The 15,868-nt window shown below is 70.5% G+C and carries 13 protein-coding genes; 6 read left to right on the forward strand and 7 right to left on the reverse strand.

Translation table 11 applies throughout. From position 1 onward, the window contains the following. Positions 1-29: 29 nt before the first annotated feature. Positions 30-926 carry a Uma2 family endonuclease gene (locus tag WMF34_RS35775; protein WP_012239641.1) on the forward strand — a complete coding sequence of 299 codons (897 nt, stop codon included), beginning with the start codon at positions 30-32 and terminating at the stop codon, positions 924-926. A gap of 58 nt (positions 927-984) precedes the next feature. On the opposite strand, the gene WMF34_RS35780 is transcribed toward WMF34_RS35775, so the two are convergent. Both WMF34_RS35780 and WMF34_RS35785 read right to left on the reverse strand, forming a co-directional pair. Further along, positions 985-1,884: a dienelactone hydrolase family protein gene (locus WMF34_RS35780; protein ID WP_012239642.1), complete on the reverse strand. Its 900-nt coding sequence runs from the start codon at positions 1,882-1,884 to the stop codon at positions 985-987. A 63-nt stretch (positions 1,885-1,947) separates the two neighbouring features. After that, positions 1,948-2,355: a response regulator gene (locus WMF34_RS35785; RefSeq protein WP_437990645.1), complete on the reverse strand. Its 408-nt coding sequence runs from the start codon at positions 2,353-2,355 to the stop codon at positions 1,948-1,950. A gap of 761 nt (positions 2,356-3,116) precedes the next feature. Between WMF34_RS35785 and WMF34_RS35790 the strand changes: the two genes are divergently transcribed. The 3 genes from WMF34_RS35790 to WMF34_RS35800 all read left to right on the forward strand — a co-directional run bounded on the left by WMF34_RS35790 (position 3,117) and on the right by WMF34_RS35800 (position 7,660). Further along, entirely contained in the window at positions 3,117-4,037 is a 921-nt protein-coding gene (locus WMF34_RS35790) for a protocatechuate 3,4-dioxygenase (RefSeq protein WP_437990646.1), read from the forward strand. Positions 4,038-4,239: 202 nt separating this feature from the next. Further along, entirely contained in the window at positions 4,240-5,523 is a 1,284-nt protein-coding gene (locus tag WMF34_RS35795; protein WP_437990647.1) for a diaminopimelate decarboxylase, read from the forward strand. A 91-nt stretch (positions 5,524-5,614) separates the two neighbouring features. Further along, complete coding sequence (locus WMF34_RS35800) at positions 5,615-7,660, forward strand: bifunctional metallophosphatase/5'-nucleotidase (protein ID WP_437990648.1); 2,046 nt, start codon at positions 5,615-5,617, stop codon at positions 7,658-7,660. A gap of 32 nt (positions 7,661-7,692) precedes the next feature. On the opposite strand, the gene WMF34_RS35805 is transcribed toward WMF34_RS35800, so the two are convergent. From WMF34_RS35805 to WMF34_RS35820, 4 genes are all read right to left on the reverse strand, one after another. Next, the gene (locus WMF34_RS35805) at positions 7,693-8,220 is read right to left on the reverse strand and encodes a DinB family protein (RefSeq protein ID WP_044966610.1); all 528 of its coding nucleotides are present in this window, start codon (positions 8,218-8,220) and stop codon (positions 7,693-7,695) included. A gap of 218 nt (positions 8,221-8,438) precedes the next feature. Continuing rightward, the gene (locus tag WMF34_RS35810) at positions 8,439-9,554 is read right to left on the reverse strand and encodes a hypothetical protein (RefSeq protein ID WP_437990649.1); all 1,116 of its coding nucleotides are present in this window, start codon (positions 9,552-9,554) and stop codon (positions 8,439-8,441) included. 426 nt (positions 9,555-9,980) lie between these two features. Then, a complete protein-coding gene (locus tag WMF34_RS35815) occupies positions 9,981-11,984 on the reverse strand; it encodes a hypothetical protein (RefSeq protein WP_437990650.1) in 2,004 nt (667 codons plus the stop codon). Positions 11,985-12,357: 373 nt separating this feature from the next. Then, entirely contained in the window at positions 12,358-13,275 is a 918-nt protein-coding gene (locus WMF34_RS35820; RefSeq protein WP_437990651.1) for a prephenate dehydratase, read from the reverse strand. A gap of 541 nt (positions 13,276-13,816) precedes the next feature. On the opposite strand from WMF34_RS35820, the gene WMF34_RS35825 reads away from it, so the two are divergent. Continuing rightward, positions 13,817-14,458, forward strand: coding sequence for a sigma-70 family RNA polymerase sigma factor (locus WMF34_RS35825; RefSeq protein WP_012239653.1), 642 nt, complete (start codon positions 13,817-13,819; stop codon positions 14,456-14,458). Between the two features lie 12 nt (positions 14,459-14,470). On the opposite strand, the gene WMF34_RS35830 is transcribed toward WMF34_RS35825, so the two are convergent. Next, a complete protein-coding gene (locus WMF34_RS35830) occupies positions 14,471-14,917 on the reverse strand; it encodes a helix-turn-helix domain-containing protein (protein ID WP_012239654.1) in 447 nt (148 codons plus the stop codon). Between the two features lie 350 nt (positions 14,918-15,267). Between WMF34_RS35830 and WMF34_RS35835 the strand changes: the two genes are divergently transcribed. Next, positions 15,268-15,849 (forward strand): hypothetical protein, encoded by a 582-nt coding sequence (locus WMF34_RS35835; protein ID WP_012239655.1) that lies wholly within the window; start codon positions 15,268-15,270, stop codon positions 15,847-15,849. The last annotated feature ends 19 nt before the right edge of the window (positions 15,850-15,868 follow it).

The following is a 15,868-nucleotide window of genomic DNA, read 5'->3' on the forward strand; positions in this document are numbered from 1 at the left end:
AGCGAGGTCGGTTGAGCTAGGCTTTGCGTGTGGTTCAGGCCCTCCCTGCCGGTTATCTCTTCGACCCTGCGGACCCGCGCGCGCCGACGAGCGAGCAGTGGGCGCGGATGACCCCGGCCGAGCGCGCGCGCGTCGTCGACATGCTCCCCGCCGAGGTCCCGCTGGAGCTCATGCCTCCCGAGGGAGACCCGCACCGCAAGGCGAAGCGCGACGCGCTCGACGCCCTGGACGGCTTCTTCCGCCGCACCGCCCGCAAGATCTACCTCTCTTCCGAGCTCGCCGTCTTCTACCCCGGCGAGCCGCGGTTCGCGCCCGATCTTCTCGCCGTGGTCGACGTCGAGCCCCACGAGCGCATGCGGTGGGTGGTCGACCACGAGGGCAAGGGGCTCGATCTCGTGATCGAGGTCCACGTCGCCGGCAGCCGCACGAAGGATCACAAGCTCAACGTCGACCGCTACGCCCGGCTCGGCATCCACGAGTACTTCCTCTTCGACCGCGCCCGCCTGCGCCTGCACGCCTACAGGCTGCCCGCGGCCCAGGAGAGCGACCCGTCACGCCCGCGGGCCTACCAGCGCATCGTGCCTCAGGCTGGCCGGTTCGCCTCCGAGGTGCTCGGCCTCGATCTGCTGCTCGACGGCCCTCGCCTCCGCTTCTTCGCGGGCAACGCCCCGCTCGAGGACGCGGGCGAGATGATCGCACGCCTTGGCGGGATGCTCGATCAGGTCATCTCCCACCAGGAGGACGCGCAGCGTATCGCCGAGGAGCTGGCCGCGGAGCTCGACAGGGAGCGGCGCCTGCGCGAGGAGGAGCAGCGCCTGCGCGAGGGGGAGCAGCGCCTGCGCGAGGAGGAGCAGCGCCTGCGCGAGGAGACAGAGAAGCAGCTGGCGCAGGCGCGCGCGGAGATAGAGCGGCTCAAGTCCCGCTGAGCGCCTGGCCGGCGAGGGGGATGGCCGCTTGAGCCCTCCTCGCCAGCCCCGCCGCTCATCACCCCTTCAGCTTCGCCGCCAGGAACCGCCGCGCCTTCTCCCACGCGTCCGCCGCGGCCTTGGTGTCGTACCGCTCTCCCGACGGGTTCGCGAAGGCGTGGTCGGCGTCGTACCGGAGCACCTCGTGCTCGATGCCCGCGTCGTGGAGCGCCTTGTCGAAGTCGTTCACGACCTCGGGCGGGATGCCCTTGTCCTGGTTGCCGAAGATGCCGAGCACGGGCGCCTTGATCGCCTTGAGCTGCGCGGGGTCGGTGACGAGCCGGCCGTAGTAGATCACGGCCGCGTCGAGCTCGGGCTCGTTCAGCGCGAGCTTGAGCGACCACGCGCCGCCGAAGCACCACCCGATCGAGGCCGTGCGCGGCGCGAGGACGCGCGCGTCCGTCGTGAGGAAGCGGTGCGCCGCGCGCACGACCTCGATCCCCTTCGCCTCGTCGACCGCCTTCATCGCCGCCATCGCGTCGTCCGGCGTGGTCGCGACCTTGCCGCCGTAGAGGTCCACGGCGAGCGCCGCATACCCGTCCTCCGCGAGGCGATCGGTCCAGTGCTTGATGTGCTCGTTCAGGCCCCACCACTCGTGGATGACGACGACGCCCGCGATCGGCGGCTTCGCGTCCCGCGGCAGGCTCAGGTACGCCTTCGTGCCAGCCACCTCGACCGTCTGTCCTCGCGCGGGCGGGGCCTTGTCCGCCCTGAGCTGGTGGAGGGCCTTGAAGTCCTCCTCCGAAAGCAGCCCGGTCGGGCCGACCTCACCGGGCGCGCCGGACGACGCCGGCGCCGGCGCCGCCGCGGGCGGCGGCTCGACGCGGGGCGCGGGAGACGAGGCAGAGCAGGCGGCCGCGACGAGCAGCGCCAGCGGCGCAGCCACGCGGAGGCGGCGTAGGTGGGACAGGAGCGTCATGGCCCGCACCCTACCAGCTCGGAGCGGTGCGCCGGAAGCCTCGCCGCGAGGCGTCGCGCCCGCCTACGTCGCGACGCGCAGGCCCAGCTGGCTCGACGCGACCCCCCGCCGGACGGCGGCCACCAGCGTATCCGGGGCGAACGGCTTGGCGACGAACGCGTGGGCGCCGAGCCGGAACGCCCGCTCCCGCTCGCGCGACGAGGACATCGACGAGACGATGACGACCGCGACGTCGCGATGGTGCCGGCTCTGCCGGATGAAACGGATGAGCTCCAGGCCGTCGATGTCCGGCAGGTGGATGTCGATGATCACCGCGTCGTACGCGCCCCCGTGCATCCGCCGGAGCGCCTCGAACCCGCTCGCCGTCTCGGCGACCTCGACCGCCGGCCCGAGCTCTGGCGCCCCCTCGAGCGCCGCTCGCATGTAGGTCCGCATCGCGGCGGAGTCGTCGATGAGGAGGATGCGGGTCATGCGGGGGTCCGGCTCGAGCTCTCGGGGGGCGCCTAGTACACCACAAACGGCAAAATCAGAAGCGATTGTCGGCCTTCCGACAGGAGAGCGCGTCCCCGGCGGCGCCCCCTGGGCCCTCCACGCCCGGCTGCGCGCTGGTCAGGTGCCCCGCGGCGGCCTCCGAGGACCGGCCTGCCCCTTCCTCGAGCCCATGCCGTGATCACATCGGCGCGTTCCGGGAATTCGTCTGAGTCACACAGGAAACCTTGTGCGCGCCGCGCGCACTGCAATTCTTCACCAGAGCTGCTTCGATGAGAGCCCTGGCTCTGCCACGATAGAGCTGGACGGGGCGAGAGCTTCCCATTCGCGGTACGTCGCTCCGGTACCGCGCACCTCGGCGCGTCGCCCGGTTCTTACTTAGGAGGGCCAAGCCCGTATGTCCTTGAAGCACTGTCTCACCGTGAACAACGGGTGGGGCAGCCTGTCCTCGGGCAGCTTCGGTACCCGTGCTCTCCGACCCATCCTCGGCGCGCTCATCCCGTCGCTCGTCATGGCGGCGTGCCAGTCCGAGACCGGGGACGGCGATGACGCGCCCGATGACGACGACGCGGCGCCGACGGGCGTCTCCTCGGCGACCGGCGGCGCTGGCGGCGTCGGCCACGGCCCCACCGTCAGCCACGGCGCCAGCATGGGCAGCGCCGGGGCGGGACGCCGCTCCCTGTCCGGTCGAGCCAGGGTGATTGCACGGGTCAGATCAGCGACTCATCGAAGGAGACCGTTGTATGCGAAATAGCCAAGGAGCCGTGCCGCGAGAGCTGCTCGACTGGGTCTTCAACCGTCGGCAGCCCCTCGTCAAGCTCGGGGCGTTCGCCATCACCAGGCCCGTACTCGTGTCCTGCCGGGAGGACGACGAGAGGGGCGGCGACCTGAGCGGGAGCGGCACCGGCGGCGAAGGGGGCACGTGGAACGGCCCTGGCAGCTCGGGCAGCTGCACCGCCGGCCCCTTCGCCACCAGATCGAGCAGCGCCGGCGGCGGCGTGGGCGCAGGCGGCGCCGACGCGCTGGATCCGTCGCTCTTCAAGGGCGCCGGCAGCTGCCGATTGACCGCCACGGACATCGGGGGTCCGTTCTTCATCGACGACAGCGAGATCCCGAACGACATCAGCCTGTTTCGCAGCGACATCCGGGACGCCCACCCCGGCTGCGAGCTCCGGCTCTATGTCCGCCTGCTCGACGCCCGGAACAACAACGAGCCCATCCCCGACGCCGAGGTCTACATCTGGCACTGTGACGCGGATGGGCGAACCAGCGGCTTCGAGCATCAGAGCCCCTCCACGCCGTCCACGGGCGCGGCCGAGCGCACGCCGGAGAGCCAGGATCGGTTCTGCCGCGGCGTGCAGCTCTCGGACCGCAACGGGATCGTGGGCTTCAAGTCGATCTATCCCGGGTCGGACGCGGGGCGGCCGGTCCACGTCCACATGGTCGCTCGCATCAACGGAGCCACGACCAGGCTGATCACGACGCAGCTCTATTTCGACGCGGACCTCAGCGCGGAGGTCTTCCAGAAGGAGCCAGCCTACGCGGCTCGCTCGGCGAACCTCGCGGCGCCCAGCCTCGATCCGCCGCCAGGCAGCGTGGTCATGCCGGCCACGTACACCTCGGGGCTGATCACCAGCATTCTCAACATCGTCGTCGATGCCTGAGCGCACGGGTGTCCCCCCGGGGGGCCGCGCGTCACGCCCACGGCTCGACCCGGGCCACCCCTCGGCGAGCCGGGACCGCGCCTGCCCGCTGCCCGTTGAACGTCACGAAATTTCGAGGAAACAGGGCACCTCTGCCGTTCGCCGCGCCGGCGCGGGGCGGACAATCGCCCTCCGGAGCGCCAGACTGCGGCAGGGAGGTTCCATGAGCGACACGGATCGGCTGGATCCCGGGAGCATGGCGCGCGCGTTCCGCGAGGCGCGGCGCCGCGGGATGGATGTGGAGCCGGCGGTCCTGTTCCACGACCTGGGGCGCATGCGGGCGCGCATCGGACGGATCGGCGCGGCGTTTCCGCCGGGCGCCCTCCACACCGTCGCGATCAAGGCGAACCCCCTCGTCGAGGTCCTGCGGGCGGCGGTCGACTGCGGCGCTGGGCTCGAGGCGGCCTCGCTCGAGGAGGTGAAGCTCGCGCTCGCCGCCGGCTGCCCGCCCGACCGCATCGTCTACGACTCTCCCGCGAAGTCCCGCGCCGACATCGCGGAGGCCCTCCGCCTGGGCGTGCGGATCAACGCCGACAACCTCGACGAGCTCGGACGCATCGACGAGCTCGTCGGTCACGGGGGGGCGGCCAGCCGCATCGGTCTGCGCATCAACCCGCAGGTCGGGGCCTCCAGCATCGCCCTGACCAGCGTGGCGGATCGGCGCTCCAAGTTCGGGGTCCCCCTCGAACAGGCGGACGCGGTGCGCGCCGCCTTTGCGCGGTACGCGTGGCTCGCCGGGCTGCACGTGCACGTCGGCTCGCAGGGGTGCGCGCTCTCGCAGCTCATCGACGGGATCGGCCGCGTCGAGGCGCTGCGCCAGGAGCTCCGGCGCGCGATGGGCCCGCTCGCCGCCGGAACCATGGATATCGGCGGCGGTCTGCCGGTCGCCTACCGGAGCACGGACCGCCCCCCGGCGCTCGAGGACTACGCGGCCGCGCTGCGGCGCGAGGTGCCGACGCTCTTCGAGGAGGGGACCACGCTGATCACCGAGTTCGGGCGCTGGATCCAGGCGGGCTGCGGCTTCGCGGTCTCGCGGGTGGAGTACGTGAAGAAGGACTCGGCCGGGCGCACCGCGATCCTTCACCTCGGCGCCGACTTCCTGCTGCGCCGCGCGTATCACCCGGACGACTGGCACCATGACTTCATGGCGCTCGATCCCGAGGCGGAGCCCAAGGGGGGGCCGCTCTCGCCGTGCACCCTCGGCGGCCCGCTCTGTTTCGGCGGCGACGTGCTGGCCCGCGAGCTCGCGTTTCCGGAGCTGTCGCCCGGCGATCTCGTGCTCATCCGCGACACGGGGGCTTACACGCTGAGCATGTGGTCCCGCCATTGCAGCCGCGGCATCCCTGCTGTGCTCGGCGTCGACGCCGACGACCTCCGGGTCCTGCGCGAGCGCGAGCTGCCAGAGGACGTCGTGGCGTTCTGGAGCCGCGGCCGCGGCCGGCCATGAGCCCGCCGCGCGGCGTTCACATGGCCGTTTCCAGGGGAATCCAGCATGTGGCACCATGGAACGGCGAGCGCTGCGACGTGGAGGAGCAGAGATGAGATCGAGCGGAGCTTCGTGGGTCCTCGGGCGATGCGCACGAACGTGGCGGATCACGCTCCTCGGAGCCGCGCTGTGCGTGCCCCCCGTCGCCAGCGCGGGCTGCGGCGATGACGAGGGGACGACCACCGCTTCGGTGTCGAGCGGCAGCGGCGGCGCGACGGGTACCAGCTCGGGCGGCGGCGCTGCCGGCTCGGGTGGCTCCGGCGGCGATGCCGGCTCCGGCGGCGATGCCGGCTCCGGCGGCTCCGGTGCCGGCGGCTCGGGCGGCTCCGGCGCGGCTGGCTCCGGCGGCTCCGGCGGCTCGGACGGCGCTGCCGGCTCAGGTGGTTCCGGCGGTACCGGCGGCTCCGGTGCCGGTGGCTCGGGTGGCTCCGGCGCGGCTGGCTCCGGCGGCTCGGACGGCACTGGCGGCTCCGGCGGCGACACCGTGAGCGTGCAGATCATCGCCTTCAACGACTTCCATGGCAACCTGGAGCCCCCCACGGGCAGCAGCGGCAGGATCACCGTATCTGCCACGCCCACCAGCACCACCGTGGACGCCGGCGGCGTCACTTACCTGGCGTCCCGCGTCGCCGCGCTCCGCGCCACGAACCCGAACACCGTGGTGGTCTCGGCCGGCGATCTCATCGGCGCGAGCCCGCTGGTGTCGGCGCTCTTCCATGATGAGCCCACGATCGAGGCCATGAACCTCCTCGGCCTCGACATCAACGGTGTCGGCAACCACGAGTTCGACAAGGGCACAGCGGAGCTCCTCCGGATGCAGTACGGCGGGTGCAGCCCGGCCGACGGCTGCGCGGACGGCACCTTCTTCCCGGGCGCGAGCTTCAAGTTCCTCGCCGCCAACGTCGTCGTGGACACGACGACCGGCAGGACGCTCTTCCCGCGCTACGACATCCGCGAGTTCGACGGCGTGAAGATCGCTTTCATCGGCATGACGCTCGAGGACACGCCATCCATCGTGACGCCGATCGGCGTCGCGGGGCTGTCCTTCATGGATGAGGTCGATACGGTGAACGACATCGTCCCCGAGCTCCAGGCGCAGGGCATCGAGGCGATCGTCGTGCTGCTCCACGAGGGAGGGCTCCCCACCGGCCTCTTCAACGAGTGCCCGGGCCTCTCTGGCCCCATCGTCGAGATCGCCACGAACATCGACCCCGCCGTCGACGTGATCGTCTCAGGGCACACCCATCAAGCGTACAACTGCATCCTCGGCGACAAGATCGTGACGAGCGCGGCGTCGTTCGGCCGCCTGGTGACGGACATCGATCTGGAGATCAGCAAGAGCACGGGCGACGTGACGGCGAAGACGGCGAACAACGTCATCGTGACGCGCGAAGCGCCCAACGAGGGCGTGAGCACCCTGGTGACGCGCTACAAGGAGCTCGCGGCGCCGCTGGCCAGCGTGCAGGTCGGCACCATCACCGCGACGCTCGACCGCGCGGTCCCGGCCATGGGCGCCGGGCTGTTCACGATGGGCGCGGTGATCGCCGACGCCCAGCTCGCCGCCACGCGCGACGCGAGGACCGGCGGGGCCGAGATCGCGTTCATGAACCCGGGCGGCATCCGCGCGGACCTCACCTACGAGGCCTCGCCCACCGAGGTCAGCGACGGGGTGGTCACGTTCGGTGAGGTATTCACGGCGCAGCCCTTCGGCAACAGCCTTGTCGTGATGACCCTCACGGGGGCGCAGATCCACACGCTGCTGGAGCAGCAGTTCCGGCTGGACGCGGGGGGCGTGCGACAGAGCCTGATCCTGCAGGTCTCGGACGGCTTCACGTACACGTACAGCCAGAGCGCGCCCATCGGCGCGAAGGTCGACATCGCCTCGATCCGGATCAACGGCGTCCCGATCGAGGCGGCGCGGACCTACCGGGTGACGGTGAACAGCTTCCTGGCGACGGGCGGCGACGGCTTCACCGTGCTCAACGACGGCACCGATCGCCTCGGCGGCGCGCTGGATCTGGACGCGCTGCGGGACTACTTCGCGGCGAACTCGCCCGTCTCCCCGCCCGCGCTCGACCGGATCACGGTCGTGCCCTGATCGGGCCTCCTGGAGTTGCGCAAGCTCGCCCTCTAGCTGCGCGGCCTTCGTGCGTAGAGGAAGCGTGCATAGCCGATCTCGGCGGCGTTCTTCGTGAGCTCGACGTTGGCCCACGCGACGACATCACCGAACGGGCGGTCCTGGAAGGGCCATCGCGTCCGTCGTGTCGAGCGCAGGTCGTCGTCGGTAGCCTGCTCGAGCGCCGCTCGCCACTGGCCCTGAAGTCTTCCGAGCCATGCGCGCACGTCGTCGGCGTTGCCAGGCCACGTCACGTTCTCGCGAGCGAGAGCGCCGTCGCCGAAGGCGTGGTCGAGCACCATGGACCACCAGAAGCCGAGATGCCACGTCAGCCACGCGATGCTCGGCGGGCCGAGATCGTAGCCCTCGTGCTCCGGCCAGTCGGCGCGCCACTGGCCATCGGGGGTTTGACGAACGTGCAATCCCTGGTCAGCAGGGCGCCACAAGCACTCTTCGGTGGAGAGCCCGTCGAGGTGAAAGCTGGTGAGCTGCCAGGCTATCTCGAACTGCCGTAACAAGCAGCCGCCGACTTCGCTGGCCATCGACGAGGGAGCGGCGTCAGGGCCATCACGTCTCATGGCCCCGACTCTAGCACTGCTGCGGGAAGTCGGACAGGGAAGCGAGCCGCCGTGACGCGAAGGACGCCAAGAAACCAGCGAGCTCAGAGGGAAAACCGCCGGGACGGCGCTTTCTCTCTCTCCTTGGCGGCCTTCGCCATGGCGGTTTTTCTGCCGATCCGGGGCAACTTCCCGCAGGTGTGCTAGCCCGGATTCACCGCGATCTGCATCTGAGCGATCACGATGTCCCCGTCCATCACGGCCTTGGCACGAAGGCCGCTGTTGCCCGCTTCGTCGGCCTTGATGGCGCCCTGGTAGTAATTCGCCAGGTTGCCGGTGGTGCGCGCCTTGTACGGCTCGTACTTGGTATGAACGGAGTCGGTGAAGGCGGGATCGAAGTAGAACTGCGTCGTGAAGATGTGGTCTCCACCCTGGTACGTGGTGCGCCCCTTCGACATCGACCCCTTCTTGAAGCAGACGAAGTGGATGTGAACGTCGCGGCCGTTGTACCAGCCGGGGAAGATGCTGCGGAACGAGACGACGCCGTTCGCGTCCGTGGTCTGCACGCCGCGACAGAAACGGTCCGTGTTGGTGAGATCGTTCTGACCCGGCCTGCCCGCGTAGGGCGAGTCGGGCTTCTGCTCGTTGGCGGTCCCCCTGGTCCCGAAGCCGCTGTAGAACCCCTGCCCGTCCGTGTGCCAGATGTAGACGTCCACGTCGGGCAGGCCTACCCCCTTGCCATCGCAGTCGGGCGCGCTCAGGTCGACCACGCGCAGGTGGAGGTGCATCTCCACACCTTCTGGCGCGCTCTCATTGTAGCGACCACGAATGTCCTGTCGGATCAGGGAGATGTCGTCGTTCTTCTCGAGCTCGTGAATGAAGAAGGGGCCCTGGCCGGCGCCGTCCGTCTTGTTGATCGCCCTGCACATCGGCACGTTGTCGAACGGCGGCGCCTCGAGGCCGTCGCCGCCGCCGCTGCCGCCGCTACCTCCCGTACCCGGCTCGGAGCCGCCCTCGCCCGAGCCGCCCGAGCCCGCCGTGGAGCTGGTGCTGCCCGGTCCCGCGCCGCCCGAGCCCGCCGTGGAGGTGGAAGGATCGGCCCCCCCGCCTCCCGAGCCCGAGCCCGGGCCCGTGGTCCCGCTGCCGCCCCCGGAGCTCGCAGAGCCTCCGCCGGTGCCGGCGCCGCTGGGGTCATCCGACTCGCCGCCGTCTCCGCACGACACGGTGACGGCAATCACTCCCAGCCCCAGGAGCGCCTGCCGCCGGTCAACGACCTTGAACAACGGGCCCTGGGTCTCGGTATCTCGTTCCTTGCTCATAAAGCAGCTCTCCTCAGGTGGTCGATGACCTGTCCGTCCGGCGGACAAGGCGCCGAAAAGGCGGCAACATCTTCCCAAGAACGGCGACAGTAAAGCATGGCGGCGCGGGGCGTGGAAGATGGGACCCGAGCTGATCCCACATTCCTACCCTCATGTAGTTATCCTCCGCTGTTTCACGCGCATCGGCGCGTCAGGTATCGAGGGTGACAGGGGCCTGCACGCCACCCCGGATCCACGTGCGAAGAGCCACGATCAACGCCGGGAATCCCATGGCTCAGGCCGGCATTCGTCGCTTGTTGCACATCGCCTGGTAGAAGGCCCCGCAGGCAGCGGCTGTGGAGTAAGACGAGGCATCCTTCGATGCACGAGTGCGTTGTGGATACAGCGCACTTTTCCAGGAGAGAGGCGAGTCGCGCAAGCGACCTTTCACCGCACGATCGCGGGCCGCGGGGGCCACACCATCCGCTGCTCGGCCGCGAGCGCGGGCGAACGATGGATGGAGGGCGGCGCCGCGAACGACGCCTCCGGCGAGCCGCCGCCGGCCGCGGTCTTCTTCGGCCACCAGTTCATGCTGAGGTGGATGTGGTGGTGGTGATACGGCCACCCCTCGCCGTACGCCATCCGATCCGAGAAGCTCGCGAGCTCGTCGTCGGTGATCTTCCGCCGATCCCGGGCCGGAAGGGCGTTCAGCTGGGCCGCGGTCCTCGACAGGAACGGCGCGATGACCTTGTCCACGCCGATGACGCGCGTGCGGGGCGAGCGGAACAGCCTGGCCATGAAGAACGCCTCCCGCTCGAGGTCGACGATGTGCTTCCGCTTCGCCGCCGAAGAGCAGTACCCGTCCTCGTGCTTCGACCCGTCTCCGCAGATGATCTCCCCATCGTTCGATCCGTCCGTCTGGAAATAGGCGATGTCGATGTTGCCACCCTGGTCGTGCGTCGACTCGGGGTGACGCGGGCTGTCGACGTCGTAGCCGGGCGTGACGCCGTTGATCTGGCAGACGTCGATCAGCGAGAGCGGCGTCGTGCCCGGGAACGCGCGCAGCGTCTCCGCGAGGGCGTCCCGGACGAGCATGATGAGCTCGCGCCGAGCAAAGCGGTAATTGCTGAACGTCTCCCAGATGTAACCGCCGCCGACCACCAAGTCGTCGGGGTCGGGGAACGGGAACGGCAAGAGCCCGCCGCCGCGCTCGCCGAAGCCGGCGCACTCGTCGAACGAGAAGCCGGCGTCCACGCAGCTCGGGCCGTCGACATACGGAGTCGACGTGACGTCCAGGCCATAGACGTTCTGCGCGCCGTCGTGGCCGACGACCCGGACGAAGTACTCGGCACCACCCCGCTCGGAGTAGAACCCGTAGAACTCGGTGTCCGTCTCCTGATCGCGGTACGCGTACGGGTACTGCGCGCCGTTGCGCGCGCCGAGCAGGCGGCCCACGCCGTCATAGACCACCAGATCGATGTCCCCGGCGGCCTGACGGAACCGGATGCCCACGCGGACGATGGTCCGCTCCGGCACCACGATCTTGAACCAGTCCTCGTCCCCCTCGCAGAGAGTGAGGTCCCTCGTGACGCCCATGGGCGCGGTCACCGCTGCTCCCAGGTCGTCGTTGGGCTCGAGCGCGTCGCCCTCGGCGCCGCAGGCGGAGGGGCCCTTGCGGCACGCGCCGCCGTCGCAGGAGCTGCCCTCCGGACACCAGCCGGACGGGACGTCGGGTGAGCACGCGACATCGTCCGATACGCAGAGCTCCCCGAGGCAGGTCGTGCCCTCCGGGCAGGTCGAGGCGCCGTCGCAGCCGGCGAAGCAGGCCGACCTGCCCTCGCCGTCGACGGTGTGACACACGTAGCCAGGCCGGCAGTCGAGATCGCTGCCGCAGGTGCTCAGGCACACCGGCGAGCCGCCCTCCGCCGCGGGGAAGCAGCCCGCGCCTGGCCCGCACTCGTCATCGCTCTCGCAGTCGAAGGCGAGGCAGTACCCCTCCACCCAGCCGTTCGGCGCCGAGGGATCCTCGTCACGATAGCAGGTCGCGCCGCGCAGCGAGCACGCCTCGTCGGCGTCGCAGGCCGCGCCGATCCCCCCGGCGCCGGCCGTGTCCTCCGCGCACGCCGCGCCGCAGGCCGCGTTGCACCCGCCGCCGCGCCGAGGAGAGCACAGGCCATGACGGCTCTGCACGCCATCGCAGGTCTCTGGATCATAGAGGGGATAACACACCCCCGAGTCGGTCAGGATGTCCGTGTTGAAGCAGCGAGAGCCGGGCGCGCAGCCCTGCTCGCTGTTCGGCGCCGTACACAGCCCCTCCGCGCGCTGCATGCAGATGCCGAGCATGCAGACGGCCGCCTCGCCGTCGCAGTCCGCATCGCAGCTGCAGCTCGCGCCGGCGGGGAGGCGCTTCTGGCTCGCCCCGCCGCTCTGCACCTCGCTGTCGACCGTCAACTCCGATTCCCATGGGCCCACATCACACGCTTCCAGAGAACCCATGAGCGCCGGCACCACAACGAAGAGCCATCGCCAATGTAGATCCATGCCACCCTGCCTCGTGAGGAGTGCGAAACCGCACCTGCCGAGCGTTCTAGTCACAGGCGAGGGCCAACTGGTTATTGAAAAGAGCGCGTGAGTCACGCGGGATACCCCGCGCGAAGATATTCCCAGCTTCGCAGCGGCGTTGTCCTCCCCGCGCGTGGGGGCGCCCACGCGACGAGCGGCTGGCGCGCGTCCGCCGCGGTGGACTCGCGGTCATCCGACGCACCGGCCGATCCGCGCGGCGCCCGCGCGGATCGGCGAGCGTCACCGGGTCGGCCCGGGGCGCCTACTCGTACTTCTGGCTGACGCGGAACGAGCCGAGCGAGCGTACGCCCGTCGCGTGCTGCTCGAGCAACGCGAGGGCTTCCTTGAACGCAGGCTCCTCCGTGCTGCCCTCGCACTCGACGAGGAAGAGGTACTCTTCAGGGCTGTCCGGCAGCGCGCGAGAGACGATGCGCGTGAGGTTGATGTGGTGTCTCCCGAGCGCGGAGAGCGCCGCGACCAGGGCGCCCGGGCGGTGGTCGAGCCCGAACAGGAGCAGCGTCCGCCCCCCCGAGGCCGGCGGCTCCGCGGCCTTCCCGACGATGAAGAAGCGCGTGATGTTCTCGCCCTTCGCGCCGAGCTTCGGCACGAGGATCTCCAGCTTGTAGATGGCCGCCGCGCCCTTGTTGCCGATCGCGCAGGCCTCGCCGTCCTGCGCGGCGCGCTCGACCGCCTCGGCGGTGCTCTCGGCCTCGAGGATCTGCGCGTCAGGGTAGGTCTCGCGCAGCCAGTCGCCGCAGTGCTTGAGCGGGACGAAATGCGAATAGATGCGCTTCGGCGCCACGCCCGCCCTGCCGAGGAGCGACAGCGTGACGTGCAGCGAGAGCTCCTCGCACACGGCGAGCGCGGCGCCCGTGCCCTCGCGGCGGATCAGCTGATCGACGGTGTCGTAGATCGGTCCGCCCACCGCGTTCTCGATCGGCACGACGCCGTAGGTCGCCGCGCCGCCGGCCACGGCGTCGAACACCTCCGAGATGGTGCGCCGGGGCGTGAGCTCCGCGCTCGCGCCGAAGCGCCGGGACGCGACCTCGTGGCTGAACGTCCCGGGCCGCCCGAAGTAGGCGACCCGCTGGCGCGCCGCCGGGGCCCCTGCCCCGTCGCTCGCCGCGGGCGCCGCGTCGTCGCCGCGCGCCGTCCCTGGCTTCCCCGCGTCAGCCGACATGAGCGATGGGCGCCTCGCCAGCACCCGCGCGGACGGTCGCGAAACGCCCCCCGCAGGGCGCGCCGCTCCGCCGTGGGGCCGGCATCCTTCGATGGAAGCTGTGCATCGAGCGCCGCCTGTCTACCGGCGCGATGCGGCGGCGTCCAGCGAGGAAAGCAGCGGCGGCTCGCGTGTCTCGCGTGTCTGTTTACCTACCCGCGCGAGGAGGCGCCCGCCGCCGCGGTGCGCCAGGCAGCCGCCGAGCCCGCCCGTGCGTCGAGCGCGCCGCAGCAGGCGGGCGGGAGCACCATCGTGGCCCACGATGCCAGAAGCCCCCCTGGCGCGGTTCGGGTGAGGAACGATCGTTACATCCCGAGAACCATCGTCAAGCGGCGCTTTCCCGAGCGATTCGGCCTGCATGCGCGCAGTTGCGCAGGCGGAGGGCGGCGCAGGAGATGACCACATGCACATACCTTCGACCACTTTTTCGATCGAATTTTGCCTGTGATCGCCGCAACCAGTTTTTGCAAGTTCCGTTTCTTGTGATAACGATCGTTACGCGATGTCGGGAACGGGGCGTGGAGGCCACGGTTCAGGGCCGCCGAACGACAGAGAAGGGGCCTACTGGCGGATCTTCAACAAGAAAACGATCGTGCTCGTGCGGCGATGGCTTCGCCTCCTGGGGGTCCCGCGCCGGGATCGCTGGGATATCGCCCAGAACGTGATGCTCGCGGCGCATGAGAGCTTCGGGAACTACGATCCGGATCTCGGGCCGTCCGACCGCTGGCTGAACAAGATCGCTGTCCACGCCGCGTCCCACTACGGGCTGCGCGAGCGGCGCCGGAGGGAGGAGCCGTTGCCTGACGACTTCGACGCAGAGCTCGACGAGCCCTCGGCCGAGGAGCAGATCATCTCGGCGTGCGATCGCCTGTTCGCGCGCGCGGTCCTGCGCGAGCTCGACGCCGAGCTCGGCGCGATCCTCATGGCCCACGACATCGAGGGCGTCCCCATGGCGGACTTCGCGAGCCGGGCGGGAGTCCCCCTCTCGACGGCGTACAAGCGGCGGAGCCGGGCGCTCGCCGCGTTTCAGCAGCTGGCCACGCGGCGCCTCGCGTCGATGCCCGGCGCGGAGGCGCGGGGCGGCGGCCGGCCGGAGTCCGGCGCCGGGCCATCTCGCGTCGGCGGCTGGTCCGCGCGGACGTGACGGCTCAGGGGCTCATCGCCCGCGCCGGCTCGATGACGAGGGGGCGGAGCCGCGCGACCCGCGCTCCTCGGGCCGAGGCCGCGAGCGGAGCCGCGCGCGCTCCGGATCCTCGTTGATGAGCGCGAGGATGGCCTGCTTCTTGGGCGAGTCGTCGGGCTCGATCAACAGGAAGAGGAGCGCCTCCTGGAGAGCCTCGGGCGCGCGATCGAAGCGATCGGCGACGACCGCGGAGACCGGGCTCCTCCCGTCGCCGGGCAGGAGGAGCCGAGCATCGCAGTTGAGCCCCTGTGCGATGAGCGCCAGCGCGCCGAGCCCGAGATCGCGCTCGCCGCGCTCGACCTGCCGCAGGTAGGTCGCCGAGAGGCGCGCTTTCTCGGCGAACTCGGCGTAAGTGAGCCCGTGCAGCTGCCGGAGCACGCGAATGGCTCGACCGACCTCCTTGGGAAGCGCATCGCTCATGGCCGGCGCAGCCTATCAACTCCCGCCGCGGCCGTAAAAGCATGATCGCACGCTTCTCCCTGCATTCGCGCGGGGCGCACGTCGATGTCCGTTACTTACTATAACTGATTCAGCTCCTCCAAGAGCGCCCGGGAGTGCGAGTTCTCGCGCTTCTCGATCGCTATGCCGGTGAAGAGAGGCGCTTGGCCGCCGCTCGGGTCGACGTGGGGTCAGCGTCGGTTGCGTCGGTTGCGTCGGTTGCGTCGGTTGCAGCCGCGGGGCGCTTCTGTCATTCCTCGCGCGTTCGCTGGCAGGATGTGCGCTGGTTCGAGCGCGTGTCTCGGCCCCTGCGGGGGACGGCAAGGGGTTCGATGATCCGTCTGGAGCTTTCAGGAGAGCACACCCGGCTGCACTCGACGCTGTGCGCCCAGTGCCCGCAGGGCCCCGCGGGGTGCTGCGTCAGCCCGCCCGAGCTCGACTGGACGGACATCGGGCGCATCGTCTCCCTCGACGGCCGTGGCTGGCTGCTCGAGCAGATCGCCGCAGGCAACCTGCTCCCCGTGAGCCGCGGACTCGAGCTCCGGCGCGTGCGGAAGCGGGAGGAGCGCACGGCCCCGCGGCAATCGAAGTGCGTCTATCACGGCGCGCGCGGCTGCACCGTCCCCGCCGAGCGGCGGGCCGCGACATGCAATTACTTCCTCTGCGAGGACGCCTTCGCCGAGCGCGCGGACGGCCAGACGGATCCTGCGTCCGCCGAGGGCCGCCGGGCGCACGCGCTCCTCCGGGACGTCTACGGCCGCTGGGACCGTGAGCTCGCCGAGGCGGTCGCGTCCCGCCCGGAAGGGCCGACGTGGGACGCGGCGTTCCTCGACTGGCTGGGCGCGGAGTTCGAGCGGCTCTCGCGCGCGTCGCGCGACGAGCTCGGCGAGCTCACCGCGCGTGGATCTGGATAGAGAGCGCCGCTGGCGCGGC

It is taken from the genome of Sorangium sp. So ce145 (assembly GCF_051525985.1).
Classification (GTDB): Bacteria; Myxococcota_A; Polyangia; order Polyangiales; family Polyangiaceae; genus Sorangium; species Sorangium cellulosum_B.

What these genes read in the sequence shown, in the direction of transcription:
- WMF34_RS35830 (WP_012239654.1), bottom strand. Translation starts at nt 14,917, where the DNA reads ATGAGCGATGCGCTTCCCAAGGAGGTCGGTCGAGCCATTCGCGTGCTC.
- WMF34_RS35790 (WP_437990646.1), top strand. Translation starts at nt 3,117, where the DNA reads ATGCGAAATAGCCAAGGAGCCGTGCCGCGAGAGCTGCTCGACTGGGTC.
- WMF34_RS35810 (WP_437990649.1), bottom strand. Translation starts at nt 9,554, where the DNA reads ATGAGCAAGGAACGAGATACCGAGACCCAGGGCCCGTTGTTCAAGGTC.
- WMF34_RS35785 (WP_437990645.1), bottom strand. Translation starts at nt 2,355, where the DNA reads ATGACCCGCATCCTCCTCATCGACGACTCCGCCGCGATGCGGACCTAC.
- WMF34_RS35800 (WP_437990648.1), top strand. Translation starts at nt 5,615, where the DNA reads ATGAGATCGAGCGGAGCTTCGTGGGTCCTCGGGCGATGCGCACGAACG.
- WMF34_RS35825 (WP_012239653.1), top strand. Translation starts at nt 13,817, where the DNA reads ATGTCGGGAACGGGGCGTGGAGGCCACGGTTCAGGGCCGCCGAACGAC.
- WMF34_RS35795 (WP_437990647.1), top strand. Translation starts at nt 4,240, where the DNA reads ATGAGCGACACGGATCGGCTGGATCCCGGGAGCATGGCGCGCGCGTTC.
- WMF34_RS35805 (WP_044966610.1), bottom strand. Translation starts at nt 8,220, where the DNA reads ATGGCCAGCGAAGTCGGCGGCTGCTTGTTACGGCAGTTCGAGATAGCC.
- WMF34_RS35835 (WP_012239655.1), top strand. Translation starts at nt 15,268, where the DNA reads ATGATCCGTCTGGAGCTTTCAGGAGAGCACACCCGGCTGCACTCGACG.
- WMF34_RS35780 (WP_012239642.1), bottom strand. Translation starts at nt 1,884, where the DNA reads ATGACGCTCCTGTCCCACCTACGCCGCCTCCGCGTGGCTGCGCCGCTG.
- WMF34_RS35820 (WP_437990651.1), bottom strand. Translation starts at nt 13,275, where the DNA reads ATGTCGGCTGACGCGGGGAAGCCAGGGACGGCGCGCGGCGACGACGCG.